The organism is Bradyrhizobium diazoefficiens, assembly GCF_016616235.1.
GTDB lineage: Bacteria > Pseudomonadota > Alphaproteobacteria > Rhizobiales > Xanthobacteraceae > Bradyrhizobium > Bradyrhizobium diazoefficiens_H.
The window spans coordinates 4,533,014-4,557,680 of record NZ_CP067100.1; the positions used below are offsets into that span (position 1 = coordinate 4,533,014).

At 64.8% G+C, this 24,667-nt stretch carries 23 protein-coding genes and 1 pseudogene; 15 read left to right on the forward strand and 9 right to left on the reverse strand.

All coding sequences use genetic code 11. From position 1 onward, the window contains the following. Window positions 1-70 precede the first annotated feature (70 nt). A complete protein-coding gene (locus JJB99_RS21640; protein WP_200494345.1) occupies window positions 71-1,933 on the forward strand; it encodes an ABC-F family ATP-binding cassette domain-containing protein in 1,863 nt (620 codons plus the stop codon). Window positions 1,934-2,069: 136 nt separating this feature from the next. Here JJB99_RS21640 and JJB99_RS21645 read toward each other — a convergent pair whose 3' ends face one another. From JJB99_RS21645 to leuC, 4 genes are all read right to left on the reverse strand, one after another. Further along, entirely contained in the window at window positions 2,070-2,915 is an 846-nt protein-coding gene (locus tag JJB99_RS21645; protein WP_200500240.1) for an alpha/beta fold hydrolase, read from the reverse strand. Between the two features lie 238 nt (window positions 2,916-3,153). Then, window positions 3,154-4,476 (reverse strand): 2-hydroxycarboxylate transporter family protein, encoded by a 1,323-nt coding sequence (locus JJB99_RS21650; protein ID WP_246774938.1) that lies wholly within the window; start codon window positions 4,474-4,476, stop codon window positions 3,154-3,156. A gap of 71 nt (window positions 4,477-4,547) precedes the next feature. Beyond that, window positions 4,548-5,156, reverse strand: coding sequence for a 3-isopropylmalate dehydratase small subunit (leuD, locus tag JJB99_RS21655; protein WP_200494346.1), 609 nt, complete (start codon window positions 5,154-5,156; stop codon window positions 4,548-4,550). Further along, window positions 5,153-6,571, reverse strand: a complete 1,419-nt coding sequence (gene leuC, locus JJB99_RS21660) for a 3-isopropylmalate dehydratase large subunit (RefSeq protein ID WP_200494347.1) — start codon at window positions 6,569-6,571, stop codon at window positions 5,153-5,155. The genes leuD and leuC overlap by 4 nt, the downstream gene beginning before the upstream one ends. Before the next feature lie 126 nt (window positions 6,572-6,697). On the opposite strand from leuC, the gene JJB99_RS21665 reads away from it, so the two are divergent. Next, the gene (locus tag JJB99_RS21665; RefSeq protein WP_200500242.1) at window positions 6,698-7,618 is read left to right on the forward strand and encodes a LysR family transcriptional regulator; all 921 of its coding nucleotides are present in this window, start codon (window positions 6,698-6,700) and stop codon (window positions 7,616-7,618) included. 132 nt (window positions 7,619-7,750) lie between these two features. On the opposite strand, the gene JJB99_RS21670 is transcribed toward JJB99_RS21665, so the two are convergent. From JJB99_RS21670 to JJB99_RS21680, 3 genes are all read right to left on the reverse strand, one after another. After that, window positions 7,751-8,242, reverse strand: a complete 492-nt coding sequence (locus JJB99_RS21670) for a hypothetical protein (protein ID WP_200500243.1) — start codon at window positions 8,240-8,242, stop codon at window positions 7,751-7,753. A 165-nt stretch (window positions 8,243-8,407) separates the two neighbouring features. Continuing rightward, window positions 8,408-8,860, reverse strand: a complete 453-nt coding sequence (locus JJB99_RS21675) for a DNA polymerase III subunit chi (RefSeq protein ID WP_200494348.1) — start codon at window positions 8,858-8,860, stop codon at window positions 8,408-8,410. Then, window positions 8,857-10,356 carry a leucyl aminopeptidase gene (locus tag JJB99_RS21680; RefSeq protein WP_200494349.1) on the reverse strand — a complete coding sequence of 500 codons (1,500 nt, stop codon included), beginning with the start codon at window positions 10,354-10,356 and terminating at the stop codon, window positions 8,857-8,859. Before JJB99_RS21680 ends, JJB99_RS21675 begins: the two co-directional genes overlap by 4 nt. Before the next feature lie 338 nt (window positions 10,357-10,694). On the opposite strand from JJB99_RS21680, the gene lptF reads away from it, so the two are divergent. The 10 genes and pseudogenes from lptF (at window position 10,695) to JJB99_RS21730 (ending at window position 20,989) form a co-directional block, all read left to right on the forward strand. Next, complete coding sequence (lptF, locus tag JJB99_RS21685; RefSeq protein WP_200494350.1) at window positions 10,695-11,864, forward strand: LPS export ABC transporter permease LptF; 1,170 nt, start codon at window positions 10,695-10,697, stop codon at window positions 11,862-11,864. Then, the gene (lptG, locus tag JJB99_RS21690) at window positions 11,861-12,958 is read left to right on the forward strand and encodes an LPS export ABC transporter permease LptG (protein WP_200494351.1); all 1,098 of its coding nucleotides are present in this window, start codon (window positions 11,861-11,863) and stop codon (window positions 12,956-12,958) included. Before lptF ends, lptG begins: the two co-directional genes overlap by 4 nt. Next, entirely contained in the window at window positions 12,958-15,441 is a 2,484-nt protein-coding gene (locus JJB99_RS21695; RefSeq protein WP_200494352.1) for an LPS-assembly protein LptD, read from the forward strand. Before lptG ends, JJB99_RS21695 begins: the two co-directional genes overlap by 1 nt. 69 nt (window positions 15,442-15,510) lie before the next feature. Next, window positions 15,511-16,446, forward strand: coding sequence for a SurA N-terminal domain-containing protein (locus JJB99_RS21700; RefSeq protein WP_200494353.1), 936 nt, complete (start codon window positions 15,511-15,513; stop codon window positions 16,444-16,446). Continuing rightward, a complete protein-coding gene (pdxA, locus tag JJB99_RS21705) occupies window positions 16,446-17,459 on the forward strand; it encodes a 4-hydroxythreonine-4-phosphate dehydrogenase PdxA (protein ID WP_200494354.1) in 1,014 nt (337 codons plus the stop codon). Before JJB99_RS21700 ends, pdxA begins: the two co-directional genes overlap by 1 nt. Continuing rightward, entirely contained in the window at window positions 17,459-18,313 is an 855-nt protein-coding gene (rsmA, locus tag JJB99_RS21710) for a 16S rRNA (adenine(1518)-N(6)/adenine(1519)-N(6))-dimethyltransferase RsmA (RefSeq protein ID WP_200494355.1), read from the forward strand. Before pdxA ends, rsmA begins: the two co-directional genes overlap by 1 nt. Window positions 18,314-18,338: 25 nt before the next feature. Beyond that, entirely contained in the window at window positions 18,339-19,397 is a 1,059-nt protein-coding gene (locus tag JJB99_RS21715) for an alcohol dehydrogenase (RefSeq protein ID WP_200494356.1), read from the forward strand. 150 nt (window positions 19,398-19,547) lie between these two features. Beyond that, window positions 19,548-19,709 (forward strand): annotated as a pseudogene (locus tag JJB99_RS36285) (Flp family type IVb pilin). A gap of 66 nt (window positions 19,710-19,775) precedes the next feature. Further along, window positions 19,776-20,012: a hypothetical protein gene (locus JJB99_RS21725; RefSeq protein WP_200494358.1), complete on the forward strand. Its 237-nt coding sequence runs from the start codon at window positions 19,776-19,778 to the stop codon at window positions 20,010-20,012. A 257-nt stretch (window positions 20,013-20,269) separates the two neighbouring features. Beyond that, window positions 20,270-20,989, forward strand: coding sequence for a Crp/Fnr family transcriptional regulator (locus JJB99_RS21730; RefSeq protein WP_200494359.1), 720 nt, complete (start codon window positions 20,270-20,272; stop codon window positions 20,987-20,989). Window positions 20,990-21,085: 96 nt separating this feature from the next. Here the strand turns inward: JJB99_RS21730 and JJB99_RS21735 are convergent, their stop codons facing one another. Continuing rightward, window positions 21,086-21,835, reverse strand: a complete 750-nt coding sequence (locus JJB99_RS21735) for a Crp/Fnr family transcriptional regulator (RefSeq protein ID WP_200494360.1) — start codon at window positions 21,833-21,835, stop codon at window positions 21,086-21,088. A gap of 159 nt (window positions 21,836-21,994) precedes the next feature. On the opposite strand from JJB99_RS21735, the gene JJB99_RS21740 reads away from it, so the two are divergent. Then, the gene (locus tag JJB99_RS21740; RefSeq protein ID WP_200494361.1) at window positions 21,995-22,234 is read left to right on the forward strand and encodes a hypothetical protein; all 240 of its coding nucleotides are present in this window, start codon (window positions 21,995-21,997) and stop codon (window positions 22,232-22,234) included. Between the two features lie 15 nt (window positions 22,235-22,249). Further along, window positions 22,250-22,951 carry a Crp/Fnr family transcriptional regulator gene (locus JJB99_RS21745; RefSeq protein WP_200494362.1) on the forward strand — a complete coding sequence of 234 codons (702 nt, stop codon included), beginning with the start codon at window positions 22,250-22,252 and terminating at the stop codon, window positions 22,949-22,951. A gap of 104 nt (window positions 22,952-23,055) precedes the next feature. Here the strand turns inward: JJB99_RS21745 and JJB99_RS21750 are convergent, their stop codons facing one another. Beyond that, on the reverse strand, window positions 23,056-23,670 hold the full coding sequence (locus JJB99_RS21750) for a cupin (RefSeq protein ID WP_200494363.1): 615 nt from the start codon (window positions 23,668-23,670) through the stop codon (window positions 23,056-23,058). Between the two features lie 349 nt (window positions 23,671-24,019). Here JJB99_RS21750 and JJB99_RS21755 point away from each other — a divergent pair, with 349 nt between their 5' ends. After that, window positions 24,020-24,550 carry a DUF992 domain-containing protein gene (locus tag JJB99_RS21755; protein ID WP_200494364.1) on the forward strand — a complete coding sequence of 177 codons (531 nt, stop codon included), beginning with the start codon at window positions 24,020-24,022 and terminating at the stop codon, window positions 24,548-24,550. Window positions 24,551-24,667: the final 117 nt, after the last annotated feature.

A 24,667-nucleotide genomic window follows, 5' to 3' on the forward strand; every position in this document is an offset into this window, starting at 1 on the left:
GTGATTCGCGAAGCGTAGCCCTCACCGAAAAACGGGTTGCGTTCGAGGCGCCTTGCGGTGACAAGGCCGCATGCTTGCCATCACCGACCTCTCCATCCGCCTCGCCGGACGCCTTCTGATTGACCAGAGTTCCGTGCAGATCACGCCCGGATCGCGCGTCGGCATGGTCGGACGCAACGGCACCGGCAAGTCGACCCTGTTCAAGGTGATCCGTGGCGAGTTCGCGGCCGAGCACGGCTCGGTGACGCTGCCGCCGCGCTGGCGTGTCGGCAGTCTCGCGCAGGAAGCACCGAACGGCCCGGAAAGCCTGATCGCGGTCGTGCTCAAGGCCGATCTCGAGCGCGACGCGCTGCTGCGCGAGGCCGAATGCGCGACCGACCCGCACCGCATCGCGGAGATTCAGACCCGGCTCGTCGACATCGACGCACATTCGGCGCCCGCACGTGCCGCCGCGATCCTCTCCGGTCTCGGCTTCTCCGCCGCCGATCAGCTTCGTCCCTGCGCGGAATTCTCCGGCGGCTGGCGCATGCGGGTTGCGCTCGCTGCGACGCTGTTCGCCGCCCCTGACCTCTTGCTGCTCGACGAGCCCACCAACTATCTCGACCTCGAAGGCACGCTGTGGCTGGAGGACCACCTCGCGCATTATCCGCGCACGGTGATCGTGATCAGCCACGACCGCGACCTGCTGGAAAGCTCGGTCGACCAGATCCTGCATCTGGAGCGCGGCAAGCTCACGCTCTACAAAGGCAGCTATTCCTCGTTCGAGGAGCAGCGCGCCGCGCGCGAGCTGCTCGATGCGAAAGCCGTCAAGCGCCAGGAAGCCGAACGCGCCCGCCTGCAAGCCTTCGTCGACCGCTTCAAGGCCAAGGCTTCGAAAGCGCGGCAAGCACAGTCCCGTGTCAAAATGCTGGAGCGGTTGAAGCCGATCACGGCGCTGGTCACCGAAGACGTCCGCGAGATCACCTTCCCCGCACCTGAAAAAATTCTGTCGCCGCCGATCATCGCGGTAGACAACGCCTCTGTCGGCTACGACCCGGCGACCCCGGTGCTGAGCCGCGTGACGCTCCGCATCGACAATGACGACCGCATCGCGCTGCTTGGTGCCAACGGCAACGGCAAGTCGACCTTGGTCAAGCTGCTCGCCGGGCGGCTCGCGCCATTCTCCGGCAAGGTGACGCGCGCCGACAAGCTGTCGATCGCCTATTTCGCGCAGCACCAGCTCGACGAATTGAACGAGGACGCCTCGGCCTACGACCACGTCCGCAAGCTGATGGGCGACGCGCCCGAGGCAAAAGTGCGGGCACGCGCCGGCGGGATCGGCTTCTCCGGCAAGGCCGCCGACACCAGAGTGGGAAAACTCTCGGGCGGCGAGAAGGCGCGGCTGCTGCTGGGACTTGCCACCTTCTTTGGCCCCAACATGATCATCCTGGACGAGCCGACCAACCATCTCGACATCGACAGCCGCGCCGCGCTGGCCGAGGCCATCAACGAATTCCCCGGCGCGGTGATCATGGTCTCGCACGACCGCTATCTGATCGAGGCCTGCGCCGACCGGCTCTGGATCGTCGCCGACCGCACCGTGACCAATTATGACGGCGATCTCGACGAGTACCGCCGCCTGGTACTGTCCGCGCGCAATGCGGAAGCCTCTCCGCGCGAGCGCAGCGCTGCGAGCGAGAAGCCGCAGCGCCCGAAGCCGGACAATCGCGGCTCACTGAGGAGGCGCATCGCCGAAGCCGAGGCCGAGATCGCCCGCGTCAGCGACATCATCGCCAAGATCGACACCGCCCTCGCTTTGCCCGACATTTTCACCCGCGATCCCAAGCAAGCCGCGCAGCTGTCGAAGGCGCGCGCCAATGCCGCCGACGCGCTGGCGCGCGCGGAGGAACAATGGCTTGAGGCGAGCACGCAGTTTGAGGAGGCGGCGGGGTAACGCCTCGGCAGTGAGCCCCGCACCAGCAAACTGGAGAAACAACCCCATGCAAAGTACAGGTATTTTTATACCGACAAGTTAAGGATTGAACGAGATTGGCTTTGCAGGGCTGGCGGCGCCCACCGCGGCTCTGCGATCAGGTGAAAAAAGCGTTGAGCTTCTCTACCAATAGTTCCGGCGCTTCTTCCGGCAGATAGTGACCGCAGGGCAGGCTTTCGCCTCGGACGTCGTTGGCCTTGGCGCGCCATGTATCGAGTACATCGTAGCTCGATCCGACGACGCCCTTTGCGCCCCACAGCACCAGCAGCGGACAACCGATCTTGCTGTCGGAATCGGCTTCATCGTGGATCAGGTCGATTCCGGCAGCGGCGCGATAGTCCTCGCACACCGCATGCAGGGTCTCGCGGGTGTAGCAGCGGCGGTACTCTTCGAAAGCAATCGGGTCGATCGCGCCGGGCGTCTTGTTCTGCTTGTTGATATGAGCCTGCAGGTAGAACTCGAGATTGTTGCCGATCAAGGTTTCCGGGAGCGGCGCCGGCTGAATGAGAAAGAACCACCACATGTAACGCGTGGCGAACTCCTTGTTCACCTTGGCATACATCGTCGCGGTCGGCGCGATGTCCAGCAGAACGGCCTTGGAAACGGCATCCGGGTGATCATGCAGGAGGCGATGGAGAACGCGCCCGCCGCGATCGTGGCCCACCGCCTGGAAGCGGTCAAAACCGAGCGCGCGCATCACCTCGACCTGATCCCGCGCCATCTCGCGCTTGGAATATCCGATACTGTCCTTGCCGCCTTCGGGCTTGCTCGAGTCGCCGTAGCCGCGCAAATCAGCCAGCACCACGGTGAATCGCTCTGCAAGCGTGGGGGCCACCTTGTGCCAGCACGCGACTGTCTGCGGGTGTCCGTGCAGCAGCAGAAGCGGCGGTCCCTCGCCTTTCACGAGCGTATTGATCTCGGCCCCACTCGTCTTGAGGCGCATCTGGCGAAACCCTGGCAGCAGCTTTTGAATCTGGTCCGTGTTCACGGCATTATTCTCCTGAGCAAGAGCCTCGGGTGCCAGCATTGCCGAACCGAAGGCACCCGTTGTCAGCGCCATCGACATCAAATGGCGGCGCGTCAGCCCGATCTTCGATGGATCGGCGTGCGATTGGGCCTGTTCGAAGTCACGCATGAGAGTCTCCCTGGAATATTTGTCGCGAACGAAGGCGCGGCCTCTATCAAGACATCGATTTCATCAACAGCGTCGCGATCACGATCATGATCGCGCCGCCGACGCGGGTGGAGATCTGGGCGAATGCCATCAGGCCCATGCGATCGGCGGCGCCGAGAATGGCGACATCACCGGTCCCGCCGAGGCCCGAGTGGCACGCGGTCACGATCGCCGCCTCGACCGGATACATGTTCAGCCACTTGCCGACGAAGAATCCCGACGCGATCATCGCCAGAACGGCGGCCGTGCAGATCATGATGTAGCCGGGATTGAAGGACGCGACGAGTTGCTGCCACGACACCAGCAGCGTTCCCATCGCGACCAGGATGGCGAAGGTCAGGTTGGTCGACATGAACTTGTTGATTTGATAGGCGCCGAGCTCCATCTCGGCCGGCAGGATCCTGGCCAGCTTCAGTGCCACCGCCGCGATGATCATCATGATCGGACCGGGAATCCCCGTCACCGGCGCCAGCACCATTCCGAGCACGAACAGCGTGGACGACAGGACGATGCCCGCGCCGAGCAAAGCGAGATCGATCGGCTGGTCCGGCCGCGCTTCGCCGAGAATGTCATCGTCTCCCGTCCTGACCAGCATCCCCCTCCCATTGAGATTGCCGCGCTTCTCACCAAGCCGAGCCAGCAGGCCCGCGCTGACGATCGCGACGACATTGCCGAGAAGAGCCGCCGGCACCATCTGCGCAACGAGCTCGGCCTGCGGCCGCTGCAACATCTCCGCATAGGCGATCGAGAGCGGCAGGACGCCTTCTGCAAGACCGCCACCAAGGATCGGAATGATGACGAAGAAGAACGTGTCCTTCGGGCTGTGACCGAACAGCAGCCCCATGGCGATCCCCGCCGAGACCGCCGCGATCGTACCGACCAGGAGCGGGACGAACATGCGAATGAAGCCTTGAACGAGGACGCGATAGGGCATCCCCAGGATCGAGCCCGCGACCAGGCAAGCAATGAAGAAATATTGGAAGTTGGCCGTGCGGAACGTGGTCGTGATCGCCTTCAGCGCTGCGTCGGGCATCAGACCGTAGCTCACCAGCGCCGACGGCACGAACAGGCAGAGGATGGCCGTGCCGCCGATCTGCTTCAGGACCGGTATGGTCTGGCCGAGCTTGCCGAGCAGGAAGCCAAGCAGCATCAGGACCAATAGACCGCCGATCACATCGTTCGGCAGCTTGCCGAAATGGACAGCCGCTGCACAGACGAGCGCGGCGGCGAGGTAGATGCCGCCGGGCAACGGACCGATCTTGAGGCGGGCAAGCTTCACCGGAGCAGCAGCCTCCGGCGCTTCAGCCGGGCGATATGTCGTGTCTACCAAGGGTCCCTCCGCTGTTTGTCATTGATTTATTCGTGGCGCGGCGATCAGCGCCGCGCGCGAGGTCGTGCAGGTCAGACGATCCAGGGATTCTCCGTGCGATGCCGCGCCTCGAAGGCGCGGATATCGTCGGCGAAGACAAGCGTAGAGGCGATGAAATCGCGGCCCGTCAGAAAGGCTTCCTTCCTCGCCGGCTCGATGTCGAACACGATCGCGCGGCGGCCGCGGTCGAATTGGATCGTCTGCGCCGTAAGGTCGATCGTGACGTCGTTGCGCGAGCGGTCGGCCACGACGGCGGCGAGCCCGACTACGACGCCGGCCTCGAGAGCGATCGTCAACAGACCGTTATTGGCGCAATTGTCGTTGAAGATGCCGGCAAAGCTGGTGCCGATGAGTGCGCGGATGCCGAGCTGCTGAAGTCCCCACACCGCATGCTCGCGGCTCGAGCCGCAGCCGAAATTCGGGCCGACCACGAGAAAGCAGGCGTCGCGATAGCCGTCCTGGTTCAGAACGAAGTCCGGATTGGGCTTGCCGCCGCTAAAGCGCAGCAGGTTGAAAGCGCCCTCGCCGAGCCCGCTGCGGTCCACGCCCTTGAGGAACATTTTCGGCATGATGACGTCGGTGTCGACGTTCGGCGCCATCATCGGCGCGGCCACGCCCGTGACCTGATCGAACGGCGTCATTGGCGCAGCCCTCCCAGCATCGAGCGAACGTCGGTGATGCGCCCGGTGACGGCTGCCGCCGCCACCATCGCCGGGCTCATCAGATGCGTGCGCGCGCCAGGTCCCTGGCGGCCTTCGAAGTTGCGGTTGGTCGAGGAGGCGCAGCGCTCTCCAGGCCTCAGCACGTCGTCGTTCATCGCAAGGCACATCGAGCAGCCGGATTGGCGCCATTCCACGCCGGCGTCGATGAACACCTTTGCAAGCCCCTCCGCCTCGGCCTGCGCTCTGACCTGGGTGGAGCCGGGCACGACGATCGCGCGCACGCCGGCCGCGACGCTGCGGCCGCGAAAGATTGCGGCTGCATCGCGCAAGTCTTCGATGCGCGAATTGGTGCAGGACCCGATGAAGGCGAAGTCGATCGGTATGGATTGAATGGGCGTGCCCGGCGTCAGGCCCATATAGCTCAGCGCGCGCGTGGCCGCGGCCTTGCGATCGGGCCCACCCACGGGATCAGGCACACTGTCGGTGACCGCGATCGCCTGGTCGGGACTCGTGCCCCAGGTCACCAAGGGTGCCGCCTCGGATACGTCGAGCGTGACCTCGCGGTCGAACCGGGCATCGGGATCCGAGGCCAGTGCCAGCCAGCTCCTGGCCGCCCGCTCCCACATCTCGCCCTTCGGCGAGCGCGGACGGCCTTCCAGATAGTCCAGCACTTTCTGATCCGGCGCGATCACGACACCACGCGCGCCCGCCTCGACGATCATGATCGACATCACGATCCGGCTCTCGACGCTCATGTCCGAGACGATGGGACCACTGAACTCCACCGCGTATCCGGCGGCGCCGTCGGCACCGATCCGCCGGATCACCTCCATGACGATGTCCTTGGAGGTGAGGCCGAGCGGCGTACGGCCGGTCAACTGCACGCGCATCGTCTTGAGCCGGCGATAGCGGACCGTCGAGGTCGCGAGATAATGCTCGATGTCGGACGTCCCGATACCGTAGCCGAGTGCACCGAACGCTCCATAGGCCGTGCTGTGGCTGTCGCCGGCCGCGATCACCATGCCCGGCATGACCAGTCCCTGCTCGGGGGCGACGACATGCTCGATGCCCTGGCGCGGATCGAGGATGTCGAAATATTCGATGCCGAAATCCCGGGCGTTCTCGGCGAAATAGTCGACCTGCCGTGCCGCCGCGCCATCGGGCATCGCGCGGGTGCGCCGGGCGGACGTGGGATTGACGTGGTCAACCACCATCAACGCCGCCTTCGGATTCCAGACCTTGCGTCCGGCCGCGCGCAAGCCGGCGAAGGCTTGCGGACTGGTATATTCGTTGAGCACCGTGCGGTCGACATAGAGCAGCACGAGACCGCGATCATCGAGATTGCGGACGACATGGGCGTCGACCAGCTTGTCGTAAAGCGTGCGCGCGGCCATCGCGCTTTCCTCCGGGAGAACTCTTTGCTCAAGGTGCCGCCCGCGGCACTGGAAATCCAATGTCGTGTTCTGATATCGTTATGCAGAGCATGCATAAGCGATGCGGAGCTGGCCGGAGGCGATGTCATGGAGATTAATTGGCTGCACGATTTCATCGCGGTGGCGACCACGCGCAGCTTCTCGCGCGCGGCCGAACAGCGCAATTGCTCGCAGCCGGCGCTGAGCCGCAGGATCCAGGCGCTCGAAGTCTGGACGGGCGCACCGCTGCTGGAGCGCACGACACATAGCGTCAATCTCACGCCCGCAGGGGAAGGCTTTCGCGAGATCGCCGAGGACGTCCTGCGCCGGCTCGCCGCCGGCCGGCTCGACGCTCAGGAACGGGCCCGCGGCGCCTCCGACGTGCTGAAATTCGCATCGACCAACGCGCTGTCGCTGACCTTCTTTCCTGATTGGCTGCGCGGCATCGAGACCAAGCTCTCGTTCGTTCCGAACGTGCAGCTCGTCGCCAATCACATGGAAGCCTGTGAACGCATATTGCTGGCCGGCGACGCACATTTTCTGCTCTGCCATTTTCACCCGGCGGCGGCGACGGCGCTGGCGCCGTCGCATTTTCGCTCGCTGCATGTCGGCGACGACAGGCTCATTCCGGCATCGGTGCCGGCATCAGCCCGGAGCCGCAAGCCGCTTTACAAGCTCCCGGGTACCCAGGCCGCGCCGGTCCCGTTCCTGAGCTTCCGTCCCGAGTCCGGCATGGGCCGAATCCTTGAAGCCGTGCGCGCGAAATCGCCGCGCGACATTCATCTGCGTACGACTTTCACGTCTCATTTGGCGAAGCTGCTGGTGACCATGGTCCAGGCCGGCCGGGGCATGGCGTGGCTGCCCGAAAGCTTGATCAGCGCTCCGCTCGCCTCAGGCGAGATCGTCGCAGCAGGCGGGCCGGAATGGTACGTGCCGATCGAAATCCACGTGTTCCGGCCGAAGCTTCGCCTCGCCCAAGCCGCAGAGGCGTTCTGGCGCCACATCGAGAAAAACAGCAGTCAGGGCTGAGCATTGTCGGGCGCGCTGCTGCGAAAGAGACGAGCCCCATCGCACCACAAGCTGTGGCTCCGGCTCAATACCGCAGCATCATTATCGTGCTGCGCTAGGTGTTGGGACGCGACTTGATCGCGAGCCAAACACCTACGCCGCCTTCTTCTTCGGCTTCGGCTTGGTCGCCTTCGGCACGACCTGCGGCTCGGGATTGCCCTCGATTGAGGACAGGCGACCGGACGTGAAGGTGTAGATGCCTGCACGCGGTCCGGTGGCCCACGTGACCACGGCGACGCGGCGGCCGGCAGCATCGCTCGATAGATTGACGGTCGAGGGCGCGCCGATGCCGCGCACCACGTCGCATTCAGTATGGCCGAGCGCGACGGTGCCGCCCGATGGTGCCGGTGCCGTCGTCGATGCATTGGCGTCAGTTGGGCCCGGAGTGGGCGCCATGCCGGGACAGGCGCCGTCGGCGCTGACCAGGTCCTCTGCGGTCACCGGTTTGTCGGGGGTCAGCGGCGGCGATTCGATCGAGATGCTCTTGATGAAGAGGCGGCCAGGTTTCTGGAACCACTCGGCATCCTTCGACAGCAGATCGGTCCCGCCCGAACAGCCCGCAATGAGCGGTGCGACGGCGGCCAACGCAACTATGAGCGACTTGGGAAGCTTTTGATGTCGCACGATAAACTAAATTCCCCGCGTGAAGGACCAGCCCTAAGCGATTGTCCCAACATCACTTTGCGGCACGAAGGTGACAAAGGCCAGCATCACCCGAAAAGTGCAAATTATCATTAATTGCGATCGACGCTAATTCCGGCGTTGCCACCGGCCCCGTTCGTCGGCCTGCCAATAAGTGACATCAAATCCCCGCGCCTTGCAATCCGTCCAGGCGCTGCGGGCCAAAGCCAGCGCATCCGGGTCGTCGCCGTTGAACAGCAGCACCATGCGCTCGTAGCCCTGCGCGTCCTGCGGCAGCGCGGCGTTGTCGATCAGGAAGCGGACATTGGCGCCATTCGGGTTGCCCTCCTCGATCGCTAGCACGATCGGCTGATCGGCGGCATCGTTCACGCGCCAGGTCGCGTGCGGCAGGAAGGAATCGTCGCGATAGGTCCATAAATGCGCGTCGAGCGCATCGGCGCGCTCCTCCGAGGTCGACTGCACCACGACGCGCCAGCCGCGCTCGAGCGATTTCTCGAGAAGCGGCGGCAACACGTTCTCCACCGTCATGTTTTGCAGATGGTAGAACAGGACTTCGGTCATTTGCGCTCGTAGTGATCTGCCACCAGGCGATCCAGCAGGCGGACGCCGTAGCCGCTGCCCCAGCTCTGGTTGATGTCGGTCTTCGGCGCGCCCATGGCAGTCCCGGCGATGTCGAGATGCGCCCAGGGCACACCGTCGACGAAGCGCTGGAGGAACTGCGCCGCGGTGATCGAACCGCCGTGACGGCCGCCGGTGTTCTTCATGTCGGCGAACTGGGAATCGATCAGCTTGTCGTATTCGGGGCCGAGCGGCATGCGCCAGACCTTCTCGCCGCTCTCGATGCCGGCAGCATGCAGGCGTTCGGCGAGTTCGTCATTGTTGGAGAACATGCCGGCATGCTCGGTGCCGAGCGCGACCATGATCGCGCCGGTCAACGTCGCAAGGTCCACCATGAATTTCGGCTTGGTCTTCTTGGCGACGTACCAGAGCACGTCGGCCAGCACGAGGCGCCCCTCGGCGTCGGTGTTGATGATCTCGATGGTCTGGCCCGACATCGAGGTGACGATGTCGCCCGGGCGCTGCGCGTTGCCGTCGGGCATGTTCTCGACGAGGCCGATGGCGCCGACCACATTGACCTTCGCCTTGCGCGCCGCCAGCGCATGCATCAGGCCGACGACGCAGGCGGCCCCGCCCATGTCGCCCTTCATGTCTTCCATGCTGCCGGCCGGCTTGATCGAGATGCCGCCGGTGTCGAAGCAAACGCCCTTGCCCACGAAGGCGACCGGCGCATCGCCCTTCTTGCCGCCGTCCCAGCGCATGATCACGGTGCGGCTCGGCCGCGCCGAGCCCTGGCCGACGCCGAGCAGCGCGCCCATGCCGAGCTTATGCATCGCCTTGACGTCGAGCACCTCGACCTTGACGCCGAGCTTGCGGAGCTGACCAGCGCGGCGCGCGAACTCCTCGGGGAATAGCACATTCGGCGGCTCGTTGACGAGGTCGCGCGCGATGATCACGCCGTCGACGACGTGGCCGGCCGCCACAAACGCCTTCTTTGCTGCAGCGGCATCGCCCACCGCGAGCGAGATGTCGGCGCGCAAGCCGCCCTCCTCGCCGTCCTTCTTCCTGGTCTTGTAGCGGTCGAACTTGTAGGCCCGCAGGCGCAGGCCCGAGGCGATCGCAACCGCCTGCTCGCTTGTCATAGCGCCATCGGGCAGTTCCGCCATGATGGTCATGGCGGCGGCGTCGGCAGAGAGCTTGCTTGCCGCCACGCCGCCGAATTTGAGGAGGTCATTGGCCTTCAGGCTCGCCGCCTTGCCTGCGCCGATCACCACCAGACGGGTGGCCTTCACCCCCTCCGGCGCCAGGATGTCGAGCGCGGCACCGCTTTTGCCCTTGAAGCCGGCGGCGGAAGCGGCCCGCTTCACCAGATCCGTCGCCCCGCCGAGCGCCTTGGCCGTCGCCGGGCCTAACTTCAGGCCCTCGTCGCAGAACACGACCAGGATGCCACGGGGGGCGGCAGACAACGGGACGAAGCCGACCTTGATGGCATCGGACATAAGTAACTCCTCCAAAACATGGGACTTTTCGCCTCCCAACGGTCCCGGCCAAGCACGGGAGCTGAACGGCGATTCACTGGACTTCCGACACTATGGGCCACCGGCACGGCAGATGCCAAGCACCCCCGTGGCCGCCGGGCCACAACGAGCGAAATATTAACCATATGTTGAGGGTGCCACGGGGCAGCCATTTTGTTGACGGATCAAAGGGATGGTAGTGAGAGAGTAAGCTGGCGGAAGAGCTGCTTGTCCGGCCTTGGGGATTCCCTTTCGGGGATTGGTCGGACAGCCGAATTTCCGCTGGATTTGGGGACTTGGTGGGATTCGTGCGGTAGCGCATGGGGTCAATCGACAGGTATATCTTCCGCACGACGCTGGCGTCGTTTGCGCTGGTCCTGGTCAGCCTCACCGGCGTGATCTGGATTACGCAGGCGTTGCGCGGCATCGACCTGATGACAAGCCAGGGTCAGACCATCCTGACCTTCCTCGGCATCACCAGCCTCGTCGTGCCGGCGCTGGTCCTGATCATCTCGCCGATCGCGCTGATGATCGCGATCTCGCACACGCTGAACAAGCTCGCGACCGATTCCGAGATCATCGTGATGAATGCCGCCGGCTTCTCGCCGTTCAGGCTGTTCTATCCGTTCTTCTACGCCACTTGCGTGGTGGCGGTGCTGGTGGCATTCATCGCGGCCTATCTCGCCCCCGACGGCATGCGCCGGATCAAGCAATGGGACGCCGAGATCACCGCCGACGTGCTCACCAACATCCTCCAGCCGGGCCGCTTCGCCCAGCTCGACAAGAATCTCACGATCAGGATCCGCGAGCGCCAGCCCGGCGGCATCCTCGCCGGCATCTTCATCGACGACCGCCGCGACCCGAACGAGCGCGTCTCCATCGTCGCCGAGCATGGCGAGGTCGTGAAGAACGAGAACGGCTCGTTCCTGGTGCTCAAGGACGGCAACCTCCAGCGCTTCGAGGTCGGCAAGCGCGATCCTGCGCTGGTGGCGTTCGGCCGCTATGGCTTCGATATGTCGAAGTTCGGCAACCAGGGCCGCGACGTCGCCCTCGGCATCCGCGAGCGCTATCTTTGGGAGCTGTTCTCGCCGTCCGAGGACGACCCTGTCTACAAGCAGATTCCCGGGCAGTTCCGCTCGGCGCTGCATGACAGCCTGCTCGCACCGATCTATCCCTTCGCCTTTGCCGTGCTGACCTTCGCCTTCCTCGGCGCGCCCCGCACCACCCGCCAGAGCCGCAATTTCTCGATCGGCTCCTCGATCATCGCGGTGTTCGGCCTGCGCATGGCGGGCTTTGCCTGCTCCGTGATGGCGGTGAAATCGCCGGGCCCGGTGCTGGTCCAATACGCGATGGTTCTCGGTGCCATCGGTGTCGGGCTGTGGATGATCATCGGCGGCATCGTGGTCGAGCCGCCGCCCGGCCTCATGGAAGCAATCAACAGGTCGAACGCGCGCATCGCGCGGCTGTTCGGACGGCCGGCCGCCGCATGAGCATGCTCACCAACACACTCGGGCGCTATTTCGCCGGCCGCTTCGTGGTCGCGGCGCTCGGCGTGTTCGCCAGCATCTTCCTGCTGCTGGTTCTGGTCGACTACATCGAGATGGTGCGCAAGACCTCCGGCCTCGCCTCCGCCTCCGCGATCATGGTGGCCGAGACCTCGCTGTTCCGGGTGCCGCAGCTCTTGGAGAAGCTGACGCCGTTCTGCATGCTGATCGGCGCCATGACCTGCTATCTCGCCCTCTCCCGGCGGCTCGAGCTCGTGGTGGCGCGCGCCGCCGGCATCTCGGCCTGGCAGTTCATCTCGCCCGCGCTCGGCAGCGCGCTGCTGATCGGGGTGATCGCCACCGTCGCCTACAATCCGATGTCGGCGAACTTGCGCGAGCTTTCCAAGCGCATGGAGGCGGAGCTGTTCGGCTCGGCGCCCGGCGGCGGCATCCAGGACGCCTCCGGCTTCTGGCTCAATCAGGTGACGAGCGACGGCCAGACCATCATCAATGCCGCGCGCAGCGAGCAGCAGGGCGTGCGGCTCACGGGGCTCACGCTGTTCCGCTTCGACACGGAGCAGCATTTCAAGGAGCGGGTCGAGGCGCGTGAGGCGACGCTCGAGTCCGGCCATTGGCTGTTCAAGGGCGTCCGCCGCTTCTCGCTGGACCAGCCGCCGATCGACCAGGCCACGTTGGAGATTCCGACGACGCTGACCGAGGCGCAGGTCCGCAACAGCTTTTCCACACCCGAGACTGTGTCCTTTTGGCAACTACCGAGCTACATCCGCTCCTCCGAAAGCTCAGGCTTCGCGACAGCCGGATACCGACTCCAGTATCACAAGCTCTTGGCGCAGCCGTTTTTGCTGGCGGCCATGGTGATGCTCGCGGCCTCGGTGTCGTTGCGCTTCTTCCGGATGGGCGGCGTGCAGAAGATGGTTTTGAGTGGCGTGGGTGCAGGCTTTCTGCTCTACGTTCTATCGAAAGTGACTGAAGACTTGAGCAAGGCTGAGTTGATGCATCCGATCGCTGCGGCGTGGTTGCCCGTGGTGGTGGGCGGCCTCACCGGCTTTTTGGCCTTGTTGTACCAGGAGGACGGTTAGTGACTGCCGTCCGTCGAGGACCCGTGTCTCGTTTGACGCGGCGCACATCGGTGCGCGCGAACGGGGTCGGCGTGTCCATTCGCAGGCTCCTGCTGGCTGTCGCCACCGTGGCATCGCTCGGCGCCCTGATCGACCTCGCCGCGGTGACGCCGGCCGTGGCCCAGGGCTTCACCTACAATCCGCTGCCGCCGCGTCCGAAGCCGCCGAAGGTCGCCAACGATAACCAGATGCTGGTTCAGGCGACCGAGGTCGATTACGACTACAATAACTCGCGCGTCTCCGCCGTCGGCAACGTCCAGCTGTTCTACAACGGCACCAGCGTCGAGGCCGACCGGGTCGTCTACGACCAGAAGACCAAGCGCCTGCATGCCGAAGGCAACATCCGCATGACGGATGCCGACGGCAAGATCACCTACGCCGAGATCATGGATCTCTCCGACGACTATCGCGACGGTTTCGTCGATTCGCTGCGCGTCGACACCGCCGACCAGACCCGCATGGCTGCGAGCCGCGCCGATCGCTCCAGCGGCAACTACACGGTGTTCGAGAACGGCGTCTACACCGCCTGCGCGCCGTGTAAGGACGATCCGAAGAAGCCGCCACTCTGGCAGGTCAAGGGTGCCCGCATCATCCACGACCAGCAGGAGAAGATGCTGTATTTCGAGACGGCGCAGCTCGAATTCTTCGGCGTGCCGCTCGCCTACATGCCTTATTTCTCGACGCCCGACCCGACCGTGAAGCGCAAGACCGGCTTCCTGATGCCAGGCTTCACCTCCTACACCGCGTTCGGCTACGGCGTCGAAGTCCCGTTCTACTGGGCGATCGCGCCCGACATGGACATGACCTTCAGCCCGCGCATCACGTCCAAGCAGGGCGTGCTGTTCCAGGCCGAGTACCGCCAGCGCCTGCTGGACGGCGCCTACCAGATCCGCCTCTACGGCATCGACCAGCTCAACCCCGACAAGTTCGCAGGGCTGCCCGGCGACCGCCAGTTCCGCGGTGGCATCGAGACCAAGGGCCAGTTCGCGCTGAACGACAAATGGGTCGTCGGTTGGGACGGCGTGCTGCTGTCCGACTACTACTTCATGTCGGACTACCGCCTGTCGGCCTACCGCGATCCGCTCGGCTCCTTCCTGAATCTGCCGACCGACGCGCTGTCGCAGCTCTATCTCACCGGCGTCGGCAATCGCAGCTTCTTCGACGCGCGCACGATGTATTGGCTGAGCTTCTCGGGCAACCAGAGCCAGGTGCCGGTCGTCTATCCCGTGATCGACTACTCGAACGTGCTCAATTATCCGGTGTTCGGCGGCGAGTTCAGCTACAAGACCAATTTCGTCAACCTGTCGCGTGATGCGGCGGCATTCGATCCGATCACGACGCTCGCCAACACCAACAGCCTGTGCACCACGACGTCGGCCGATCCGCTCGCGCGCACCCCGTCGCAGTGCCTGCTGCGCGGCTTCCCGGGCACCTACACCCGTCTCACGGCGGAAGCGCAGTGGCGCAAGTCCTATACCGATCCGTTCGGCGAGATCTGGACGCCGTTCGCGATCCTGCGTGCCGACGCGATCAACTCCGACGTCTCCAACCAGCCGGGCGTGTCGAACTACCTTCCGGTCGGCGATACCCAGGCGCTCCGCCTGATGCCGACCGTCGGCCTCGAATACCGCTATCCCTTCATCAACGTTCAGCCCTGGGGCTCGACCACCGTCGAGCCGATCGCGCAGATCATCATCCGCCCGAACGAGACCTATGCCGGCAGGTTCCCGAACGAGGACGCCCAGAGCATGGTGTTCGACGCCTCGAACCTGTTCAGCGTCGACAAGTTCTCCGGCTACGACCGCGTCGAGGGCGGCGGCCGCGCCAATGTCGGCGTGCAGGCCACGACGCAGTTCGACAAGGGCGGCGCCGTCAAGGTGCTGTTCGGCCAGTCCTACCAGCTGTTCGGCCTGAACTCCTACGCAGTCCAGGACTCCATCAATACCGGCCTCGATTCCGGCCTCGACAAGCCGCGCTCCGATTACGTGGCGAGCGCCAGCTACTCGCCCAACAGCACCTATACCTTCAGCGTCCGCTCCCGCATGGACGAGCAGACCTGGAACGTGCAGCGCTTCGAGGCGGAAGGCCGCGCCAACTTCAATCGCTGGTCGATCAGCATGATGTACGGCAATTACGCTGCGCAGCCGGAACTCGGCTATCTGACCCGCCGCGAGGGCATCCTGACCACCGGCTCGCTGAAGGTCGCGGCCAATTGGGTGGTGACGGGCTCGGCGCGCTGGGACCTTGAGGCCAACAAGATCAACCAGTATGTGCTCGGCGCCGGCTATGTCGACGATTGCTTCGTGCTGGCGGCGAACTACATAACTTCGTATAGCTATTCCGCGGGCACGGCGCCGCCCGTGCTGAGCCACGCGTTCATGTTCCAGATCGGCCTGCGCACGCTGGCGACCTCGTCGGGGTCCAGCTCTTCTGGCATTCAGTGAACCATTTGAGTTGACGGCCGGGCGTTCCCGATCGCAGGGCTCATCCCGGCTGACATACGAGCGACAATCATGACGACCCCATTGCCTGTCTTCCGCCTCCTCCTTGCCATCGGTGCCGGGCTGGTCCTGACCGGCCTCCCCGCGCCGTCGCGGGCGCAGAACATCGTCGTCATGGTCAACGGCGATCCGATCACCGATTTCGATATCGAGCAGCGCTCCAAGCTCGACCAGCTGACGACACAGAAGACGCCGAGCCGGGAGCAGGTCATCAACGAGCTGATCGACGACAGGGTGAAGCTCAAGGAAGGCAAGAAGTACGGCGTCGATCCTGGTGTCTCCGATATCAACCAGTCCTATGACGGCATGGCGCAGCGCATGCGCATCTCGTCGGACCAACTCACCAAGTCGCTCGAAACCAAGGGCGTCCGCCCCGAGACGCTGAAGAGCCGCATGAAGGCCGAGATGGTCTGGACCAGCCTCGTGCGCGGCCGCTTCAAGGAGAAGCTGATCGTCGGCGAAAAGGACGTCGCCGACAAGGTGCGGCAAGAGGGCGGCGAGAAGCTCCAGATCGAGGGCACCGAATACAAGATGCAGCCGATCGTGCTGATCGTGCCGCGCGGCTCGTCCCAGGCGTTCATGGAGACCAGGCACAAGGAAGCCGAGACCTATCGCGCGCGCGTCGGAAGCTGCGAGGAAGCCAATTCGCTGTTCCGCTCGACGCCGAACGCCACCATTCGCGAGAGTGTCACCAAGACCACCGCGGACCTGCCCGAGCCGCTTCGCAAGGTGCTCGACGACATGCCGATCGGCCATCTGACCCCGCCTGAAGTGACCAAGGCCGGCATCGAGATGGTGGCGCTGTGCTCGCGCAAGCCGACCACGATCGACACGCCGAAGAAGCGCGAGGTCCGCGAAAAGATGTATCAGGAGAAATACGAGAAGACCCAGAAGGCCTATCTAGACGAGCTCCGCAAGGCGGCGATGATCGAATATCGCAACCGCTGATGGCCAGCGCCTCGCCCAAACCCCTCGCCCTGACCCTGGGAGAGCCCGCCGGCATCGGGCCCGACATCACCATCGCAGCTTGGCTCCGGCGGAGCGAGCTGAACTTGCCTGCGTTCTACCTGCTCGGCGACGAGGCTTTCCTCGCCCGCCGCGCCAAAGCGCTCGGCGCCGAAATCAAGATCGCCACGGTGAGCCCCGGCGAAGCCGCGGCTGTCTTTGTCGAGGCCCTGCCGGTGGTCGCGACCGGCGAGCGCGCGAGCGCCGAGCCCGGCATGCCCGATGCATCGAGCGCGCCGGCCGCGCTCGCCTCGATCCGGCAGGCGGTCGCGGACGTCCGCGCGGGCCACGCTGGCGCCGTCGTCACCAACCCGATCGCCAAGAGCGTGCTCTACCGCGCCGGTTTCCGTCATCCCGGCCACACCGAATTCCTCGCCGAGCTCGCCGCAGAGAACGGCCGCGTGCCGCAGCCGGTGATGATGCTGTGGTCGCCGCAGCTCGCCGTGGTGCCCGTCACCATTCACGTCTCGCTGCGCGATGCGCTGGCCGAGCTCACCAGCGAATTGATCGTCTCGACCGTGCGCATCGTCGCGCGCGAGCTGACATCCCGCTTCGGCATCGAACGGCCGCGGATCGCGATCTCCGGCCTCAATCCGCATGCGGGCGAGGACGGCTCGCTCGGCCATGAGGAGCAGACCGTGATCGCGCCGGCGCTCAAGGTGCTGCGCAACGACGGCATCGAGGCCAAAGGCCCCCTGCCCGCCGACACCATGTTCCACGAAGCCGCGCGCAACACCTATGACTGCGCGGTCTGCATGTATCACGACCAGGCGCTGATCCCGATCAAGACCGTCGCGTTCGACGACGCCGTCAACGTCACGCTTGGCCTGCCCTTCATCCGCACCTCGCCCGATCACGGCACCGCCTTCGACATCGCCGCCACGGCCAAGGCCAATCCGGCAAGCCTGATTGCGGCCTTGAGGCTTGCCAGCCGCATGGCGGCGACGCACAGCTGATGAGCACGATCGACGACCTCCCGCCGCTGCGCGAGGTCATTCGCCAGCATGCGCTGTCGGCGCGCAAATCGCTTGGTCAGAACTTTCTGCTCGACCTCAATCTCACCGCGCGCATCGCGCGCGCAGCGGCGCCGCTGGAAGACTCCACCATCGTCGAGATCGGCCCCGGCCCGGGCGGACTGACCCGCGCGCTGCTCGCGCTCGGGGCGAGGCGCGTCATCGCGATCGAGCATGACGAGCGCGCGATCCCGGCGCTGCAGGATATTTCCGCGCGCTACCCTGACAGGCTCGAGATCGTGCATGGCGACGCCATGAGCTTCGATCCGCGCCCGCTGCTCGCGGGCGAGAAAGCAAAAATCGTCGCGAACCTGCCCTACAACATCGCGACCCAGCTCTTGATCAACTGGCTCACCACCGAGCCGTGGCCGCCCTGGTACGACATGATGGTGCTGATGTTTCAGCGCGAGGTCGGCGAGCGCATCGTCGCGCGCGAGGACGAGGAAGCCTATGGCCGGCTCGGCGTGCTCGCCAACTGGCGCTGCGAGACCAAGATCCTGTTCGACATTTCGCCATCCGCCTTCGTGCCGCCGCCGAAGGTCACCTCGTCCGTGGTGCGCCTCAAGCCGCGCGACGAGCCGCTTCCCTGCGATCGCAAACTGCTCGAACAGGTCGCGGCCGCCGCCTTTGGCCAGCGCCGCAAGATGCTGCGGCAAAGCCTGAAATCGCTTGGTGTCGATCCCGCGCGGCTTGCGCAAGCGGCCGGTGTCGACGCGACACGGCGCGCCGAGACCATTCCGATCGCGGGCTTTGTTGCCATGGCCCGTGAATTGGCGGATATACGCAGCGAAGCGTGAAAATTCATATTCCGGAGGAAAGAAAATGGCGTTGATGCGTCGGCAGTCCCTGGTCAAGTTCGATGCGCCGCTGTGCGAGACCATCGTCGACACGCCGAAGCCGAAAGGCGCCGAAGTGCTGGTGCGCATCGAGCGCTGCGGCCTCTGCCATTCCGACCTCCACATACAGGACGGCTATGCCGATCTCGGCGGCGGCAAGAAGCTCGACACCACGCGCGGCATGACGCTGCCCTTCACGCTGGGACACGAGATCGCCGGTGTCGTCGATGAAGTCGGGTCCGACGTGCCGGCGAGCCTCGTCGGCGCGAAGAAGGCGGTCTTCCCGTGGATCGGCTGCGGCCAGTGCCGCGACTGCGCCAACGGCGACGAGAATCTCTGCGTCAAGCAGCGCTTCCTCGGCGTCTCCATCGACGGCGGCTTCGCCACCCACGTGCTGGTGCCTGACGCGAAATACCTGCTCGACTACGATCCCCTGCCCGTCAACCAGGCCGCGACCCTGATGTGCTCCGGCGTCACCGCCTATGGCGCGCTCAAGCGCCTGGTCGACCGTCCGCGCCAGCGCAACTTGCTGCTGATCGGCCTCGGCGGTGTCGGCATGATGGGCCTGTCGTTCGCGCAGGCGATGTTCAAGCAGCCGATCACGGTGGCCGATCTCTCGCCGGCCGCGCGCGAGACCGCGCTGAACAACGGTGCAGCGGTGGCCTACGATCCGTCGGAGCCCGACGTGATCAAGCGCATCCTGAAAGAGACCGAAGGCGGCTTCGACGAGGTGGTCGATTTCGCCGGCAACGAGAAGTCGATGGCGTTTGCGGTGGCTGTTGCCGCGCGCGGCGGCAAGGTCGTGGTCTCCGGCCTGATGGGCGGCCAGTTCACGCTGCCGATGGTGCAGTGGGTCTATAAGCGCATGACCGTCGAAGGCTTCATGGTCGGCACGCTCGCGGAAGCCCACGAGCTGATGGCGCTCGCCCGCGCCGGCAAGATCAAGCCGACACCGATGCGCGAGGAGCCGATGGGCGACCTGCAGAAATGGATCGACGAATTGCGCGCCGGCAAGGTGGTCGGCCGCATCGTGCTGAAGAATTAAAGCGCGCGAGGCGGCGAGATGCAGGTCCCGCCGCCCTTTCTCTGACGAGAATTGATCCGGATTGACGCAAGCCCGGGTTCCGGATTGGGGAACTCCGCGCGCGCGGAGTTATTGTTATCACCAGCTTACGCCTCGAATTCTGGTGAGACCATGCAGACCATCCGCGGCTTCCTGGCCAACGAGTCCGGCGCCACCGCGATCGAGTAAGGCCTGATCGGCGCCGGTATTGCGCTTGCGATCATCGCCATCATCAACAATCTCGGCTCGACGCCGAACAAGAAGTTCGGCTCGATCAGCTCGTCGCTGAAGTAACCCCACTTTCGTTCAGTGCCGCCGGCACCGCGCGGAACGGCTGTCGCCGCTCCGCGTTGGCTGCGCATGTCCATTCGTTGCACCGTCGAAAGCGCATTCTTCATCGCCTGGAGCGCCCTCGAGAAGAGCGGCGAGCTCGGCCCGCCGGACGAGTCTGCGAATGTCATTCTCGACGCGATCGAGGCGCAGCTCAGGCTAGGCGAACGGCGGCAGCTGATGCTCGCGAACAGGGCGATCGATGTTTACCGCGCGCATGCCGCGCAAAGCCGGACCCGTCACGACTGCGAAGCGCGCTTTGGATGATGCGCTCCACCGGCGGTGCAGACGCTACGCTGATCCGCAAGAGCGCTATGTTCACTCCTGTACAGAACCGGCGAAGATAAAGCTGCCGGGACGGCGCACCCTGCCGGCTCGATTGTGGGACTTCCGCAATTCCGCAATGAGCGGCCGGTCAACTTTTCCCCGCCCTGGAAGCCCCTTGTGTGCACTTTGGAACCGTCGGTTCCGTTCCGGAAACGTAGGGTTCTGGCCGGTGCCGATTCCCGGCCAGAGAAACACGCGTGACCGGTCGGCCCCCGAACGATCTCCTCGATCAGCTCAGTCAGCAGGATTTCGAACTCCTCGCGCCTCACCTCCAATTGGTCGAACTCGAAGCCAGTCACGTCCTGCATCACGCCGGCGACGACGTCGCCGTGGTTCATTTTCCCTGCGGCCCGACGCTGGTGTCGTTCGCCGTGCCGGTCGAGGACGATCGCGAGGTCGAAAGCCTGCTGGTGGGCCGGGAGGGTGCGATCGGCATCCCGGCCGGCCGCAACCCTTCCCTCGCCTATTCGCGCATCGTCGTGAAGCTCGGCGGCACTTTGGTGCGGCTGCCGCTGCGCGCGCTCGAGCAGGCGCAGCAGAGATCGACAACGCTTCAGGAGCTGTTCGCGCGTCATGCGGACTGCCAGTTCGCGCAACTGCTCCAGGGCGCGGCGTGCAACGCCGCACATTCGATCGAGCAACGCGCCGCCAAGTGGATCGTCTCCGCCCGCGACCATATCGGCGGCCCCGAGATCCCCCTCACTCATGAGCAACTCGCCGGCATGCTGGGTGTGTCGCGCAGCTATGCCAGCCGGGTCATCCAGATGTTCAAGGCAAGGCGCATCCTCGCGACTCGCCGCGGCGCCATCCTCATCCTCGATGCACCGGCGCTGGAGGCCAGGGCCTGCTCCTGCAACGACGCGGTGAAGCGGCATTTTCAAGAAGTGCTGGGCGGGATGGCCGCCGCCGAAGGCTAAAGCATGATCGGGAACGTGCGCAGCGGTTTTCCGAAAAGACCATGCTCGAACAAGGAGCTGAAGCACGATGGCGCTTCATCCTGATCGCATCGCGCTTTAGCCGTGCACGCTCCACTCCCGTGGCGATTGCAGCTTCAGATGCAGATAGAGCGGACTGAAATCCCCGAGCCGCTGCAACTCGCGCCATTTCAGGACAACCAGTTCGCCCTCGCGCAGGTCCATGGCTCCCGTCCGCCTGAGCTCGGCCAGCGTCCGGTTCACGGTCGCGATCGCCATGCCGAGCGTCTCGCCCAGCTGCGCGAGGCTGATCGGCATGCGACAGCGGTTGCCGCGGACGAGCTGCGCGGCGCGAGCCCGGTAGAACAGCTCGCAGAACAGATGCGCCATGCGCGCCTGCATCGGCCGGGCACTGTTGTTGGTGATGGCCTCGCGAAAGATCGCGGCATCGAGCAGCGTCTCGCGCCAGACCGCCAATGCGAACGTCGGCTGCCGCCGGAAGGCGATGAACAATTCGCGATGCGGGATGAAAGCGACCGTGGCGTGCCCGAGCGCGCACAGCCCATGATCCATCTGGTCGATGAACAAGCCTTGGGAGTCCGGAAGATCGCCGGAAAGATGGAACGAGAGATATTGTCGACGACCGCTGCCGAGCAGATGATAGCGCGCCACCATGCCCGAGACGACCAGCGCCGAATGCTCGGGCTCGTCGCCCTGCCGGATGAAATCCTCGTTGGAGTCGAAATCACGCCGGGTGAAGGTGAGCGCGCGGATCTCGGCAACATCTCCGTCTGCGAGCGCGGTGTGCTCGCGGAGATTCCGGATCAGCACGTCATGTGTTTTTTCCATCGGGACCGCCAAAAATCGCGCCGGCTCTATCAAATGATACGCCTGGCCTGCGTGTCGCGGACTAGAACGCGACTCCGAAGCACAGGTTGCTACCGGTTTGCGACGGCACCGGAAGGCACCCGACCCGCTACTCCGACCGCGAACGAGCCGACCCCTCTCATGACCCCTACCAGCATCCTGGAACGCATCCGCCGCTTGTTCGCAGCGGGTCCAAGCGCGCATCTCGACAGCATCAGGGACGCCTTCGCAAACGGCACGCTGGCTGAGCCGGTCCGGCCGATGTCGGATCAGGAGTTGGCGCGGGCCATCCGCGAGTTCCGCAGTATGCCGGTCTCCGACTGGACCGTCGCCAAGCTGTCGCGGCGCCTGCTTGAAGCTTCCGTGCCGCGGGACGGATGAGGCGCCTCTCGACTCATGCCACATCCGAAGCTCATCGCGCGCCTCCAGGCGATCGAAGATATCTCCGAAAGCGAACGACGCCAAATCGCGGGGCTGCCGTCCACGCTGCGCCAGGTCGCGGACGGTGAAATCGTGCTACGCCAGGGCGAGGCCGCGACACGCTGCGTGTTCGTCGTCAACGGCTTCCTCTATCAGGCCCGCATCGTCGGCGACCGCAGCCAGATCCTGGCGTTCCACGTTCCCGGCGACATGCCGTGCCTGCACACGCTGTTGGTCCCGTCGATGGACGCCGACCTCGTCAGCCTCGGCCCGTCGATCGTCGGCTACGTCGCACACGCCCAGCTCAAGCAGCTGCTCGACGGCTCCGTGCATCTGACCCGGGCAGTCTGGCGCGAGACGTTGATCGATGCGGCAATCTCGCGGCAATGGATCGCCCGCCTCGGCGCCCAGGCGGCCCTGCCCAAGGTCGCGCATCTGATCTGCGAGCTTGCCGCAAGGCTGGAGATCGTCGGCCTCGTCAGCCACGGCTGCTTCCAGATGCCGATGATGCAGCGGCACGTCGCCGATGCATGCGGACTATCGAACGTCCACGTCAACCGCACCATCCAGGAGCTGCGGCATCGCGGCCTGATCGCTTGGGAGGGCAGCGAGATCGAATTGCGCCGGCCCGACGAGCTGCGCCAGCTCGCCGATTTCACGCCGGACTATCTGACCTGAGCGCAGTGGGCCGCGCTGAGGCCCTGCCCGCTTCGCCGAGTGTCCTTGCGCTGCGTCTCGGGGTTCCAAGGAGAGACCCTGCATGACAGGCTGAGCGGCAGACGTCAGGCTCGCGATGGCTGTCGTCGCCATGACAGGAGCAGCGGACCGCCGGGTCCAAGCACCGGATCTGTCTTCGGCTTGCGGACTTTGGCGATACGCTTGATGGCGTCAGGACGCTCTCGCGTGTCGGTACACTCGTCGTATGTCCCGTCCTGGGGATATGCTCCGACGACCAGAAAGTCCCGGCTGGACTCGATCAGCCGGTGGCCGGTGCCTGCGGGAAGGACCAGAACGTCCCCGGCCTTCACGCTCAGAATCCGCCCTTTGATCCCGCCGCATTCGATCCTGGCCGTGCCGCGTGCGACGCCCATCACTTCATGGATTTGCGAATGATAGTGGACAAAGTCGTAGACGGTGTCGCGCCATGACCGCGCCCAGCCGTGGGTATCGAACAGGGTGTCGATAATGACCTCAGGGGCAAAACGCCGAGCCTTCAGGTTCACCGCACCGCGATAGAGCAGCACGGGAAAATGCGCGTTGTTCGGCACGATGCCGTCGTCGCTGAAACGGATCGCGGCCGGCTTGCGCGCCCGCACCAGCTCCCGCAGCGTTGCCGCGTCCGGATGGTTCTCCACGAGCTTCTTGGCGAAATTCTTGATCTGGTCCTTGACCGGCATGGCATCTCCTCAGGCGCGATTCAACGGCCGCGGATGTGACAAGTTTCAAGGTTGGAACAGGCTTCATCGGGAGCGCGGCCTCACTCCAGCCCACGGGCTGATCGCTGGAGCGATGCATCGTTTGTGTCGCACTCTTCCTGGAGTATGCAATTTCCTCCTTCTGGATGCTAAGCACTAACCCATTCGCGCGTTTCTCACGCAGGAGACTCTTGCGCATGGGTGCTCCACATCCTGAGCCCTGCAAAGCGGCTGTGGTCCCGTGCTTCTTGAGCTTCGCTCTGTACCATCAGGAACATCGCGAACTCAGCGCGCATTGAAGGATTGTCAGAGTACGTCGATGGAGGCTCCCATGATCAGGACAACGCTGAACAAAACAAGGCTGACCAAATTGGCGACAGCGTGCGCGGCCCTGGCCCTCGTGCTTGCCGTGGTTCCAGCAACGGCACAGGAGGCTGGGCGATCCAGGGTCGGCACACTCACGTGCAGCATATCGCCCGGAGTCGGCATGATTGTTGCGGGACAACGGCAGTTGAGCTGCATCTACGCATCGGCGCGAGGCAAGGCGCGCGAGGCTTACGAAGGCACCGTCAGCACGCTTGGTCTCGACATAGGAGCCACGTCCGGCGGTCAGCTCGTTTGGGCGGTGTTTGCGCCGACCACGCTTCGCCACGCGGCTTTGGCCGGAACCTATGCGGGCGCGACCGCCGGCGGCACGGTTGGCGCCGGAGTTGGCGCCAACCTCCTGATGGGCGGCTCGGATCGCACCATCGCCTTGCAGCCGGTATCCGTCCAGGCGCAGACAGGTGTCAACGTCGCAGCAGGCATTTCCAGAATGGAATTGCGGCCGGTCGCGGCGCCTGTGCGCCGCAGGGTACAGTGACCGCCCTCGCCGGCGAACTGAAGCAGAACTGGCGCTAGTCGGTGAGCGCGGATTCCGCCGCGGCGCCAGTGGTGCTCTCGGGACTCACCTGCTGACAAATCGAGTGCTCTTCTTCCG

Excerpts from the sequence above, each read along its gene's own strand:
- JJB99_RS21640 (WP_200494345.1), top strand. The coding sequence starts at position 71 with ATGCTTGCCATCACCGACCTCTCCATCCGCCTCGCCGGACGCCTTCTG.
- JJB99_RS21645 (WP_200500240.1), bottom strand. The coding sequence starts at position 2,915 with ATGCGCCTCAAGACGAGTGGGGCCGAGATCAATACGCTCGTGAAAGGC.
- leuD (WP_200494346.1), bottom strand. The coding sequence starts at position 5,156 with ATGACGCCGTTCGATCAGGTCACGGGCGTGGCCGCGCCGATGATGGCG.
- leuC (WP_200494347.1), bottom strand. The coding sequence starts at position 6,571 with ATGGCCGCGCGCACGCTTTACGACAAGCTGGTCGACGCCCATGTCGTC.
- JJB99_RS21665 (WP_200500242.1), top strand. The coding sequence starts at position 6,698 with ATGGAGATTAATTGGCTGCACGATTTCATCGCGGTGGCGACCACGCGC.
- JJB99_RS21675 (WP_200494348.1), bottom strand. The coding sequence starts at position 8,860 with ATGACCGAAGTCCTGTTCTACCATCTGCAAAACATGACGGTGGAGAAC.
- JJB99_RS21680 (WP_200494349.1), bottom strand. The coding sequence starts at position 10,356 with ATGTCCGATGCCATCAAGGTCGGCTTCGTCCCGTTGTCTGCCGCCCCC.
- lptF (WP_200494350.1), top strand. The coding sequence starts at position 10,695 with ATGGGGTCAATCGACAGGTATATCTTCCGCACGACGCTGGCGTCGTTT.
- lptG (WP_200494351.1), top strand. The coding sequence starts at position 11,861 with ATGAGCATGCTCACCAACACACTCGGGCGCTATTTCGCCGGCCGCTTC.
- JJB99_RS21700 (WP_200494353.1), top strand. The coding sequence starts at position 15,511 with ATGACGACCCCATTGCCTGTCTTCCGCCTCCTCCTTGCCATCGGTGCC.
- pdxA (WP_200494354.1), top strand. The coding sequence starts at position 16,446 with ATGGCCAGCGCCTCGCCCAAACCCCTCGCCCTGACCCTGGGAGAGCCC.
- rsmA (WP_200494355.1), top strand. The coding sequence starts at position 17,459 with ATGAGCACGATCGACGACCTCCCGCCGCTGCGCGAGGTCATTCGCCAG.
- JJB99_RS21715 (WP_200494356.1), top strand. The coding sequence starts at position 18,339 with ATGGCGTTGATGCGTCGGCAGTCCCTGGTCAAGTTCGATGCGCCGCTG.
- JJB99_RS21725 (WP_200494358.1), top strand. The coding sequence starts at position 19,776 with ATGTCCATTCGTTGCACCGTCGAAAGCGCATTCTTCATCGCCTGGAGC.
- JJB99_RS21735 (WP_200494360.1), bottom strand. The coding sequence starts at position 21,835 with ATGGAAAAAACACATGACGTGCTGATCCGGAATCTCCGCGAGCACACC.
- JJB99_RS21740 (WP_200494361.1), top strand. The coding sequence starts at position 21,995 with ATGACCCCTACCAGCATCCTGGAACGCATCCGCCGCTTGTTCGCAGCG.
- JJB99_RS21745 (WP_200494362.1), top strand. The coding sequence starts at position 22,250 with ATGCCACATCCGAAGCTCATCGCGCGCCTCCAGGCGATCGAAGATATC.
- JJB99_RS21750 (WP_200494363.1), bottom strand. The coding sequence starts at position 23,670 with ATGCCGGTCAAGGACCAGATCAAGAATTTCGCCAAGAAGCTCGTGGAG.
- JJB99_RS21755 (WP_200494364.1), top strand. The coding sequence starts at position 24,020 with ATGATCAGGACAACGCTGAACAAAACAAGGCTGACCAAATTGGCGACA.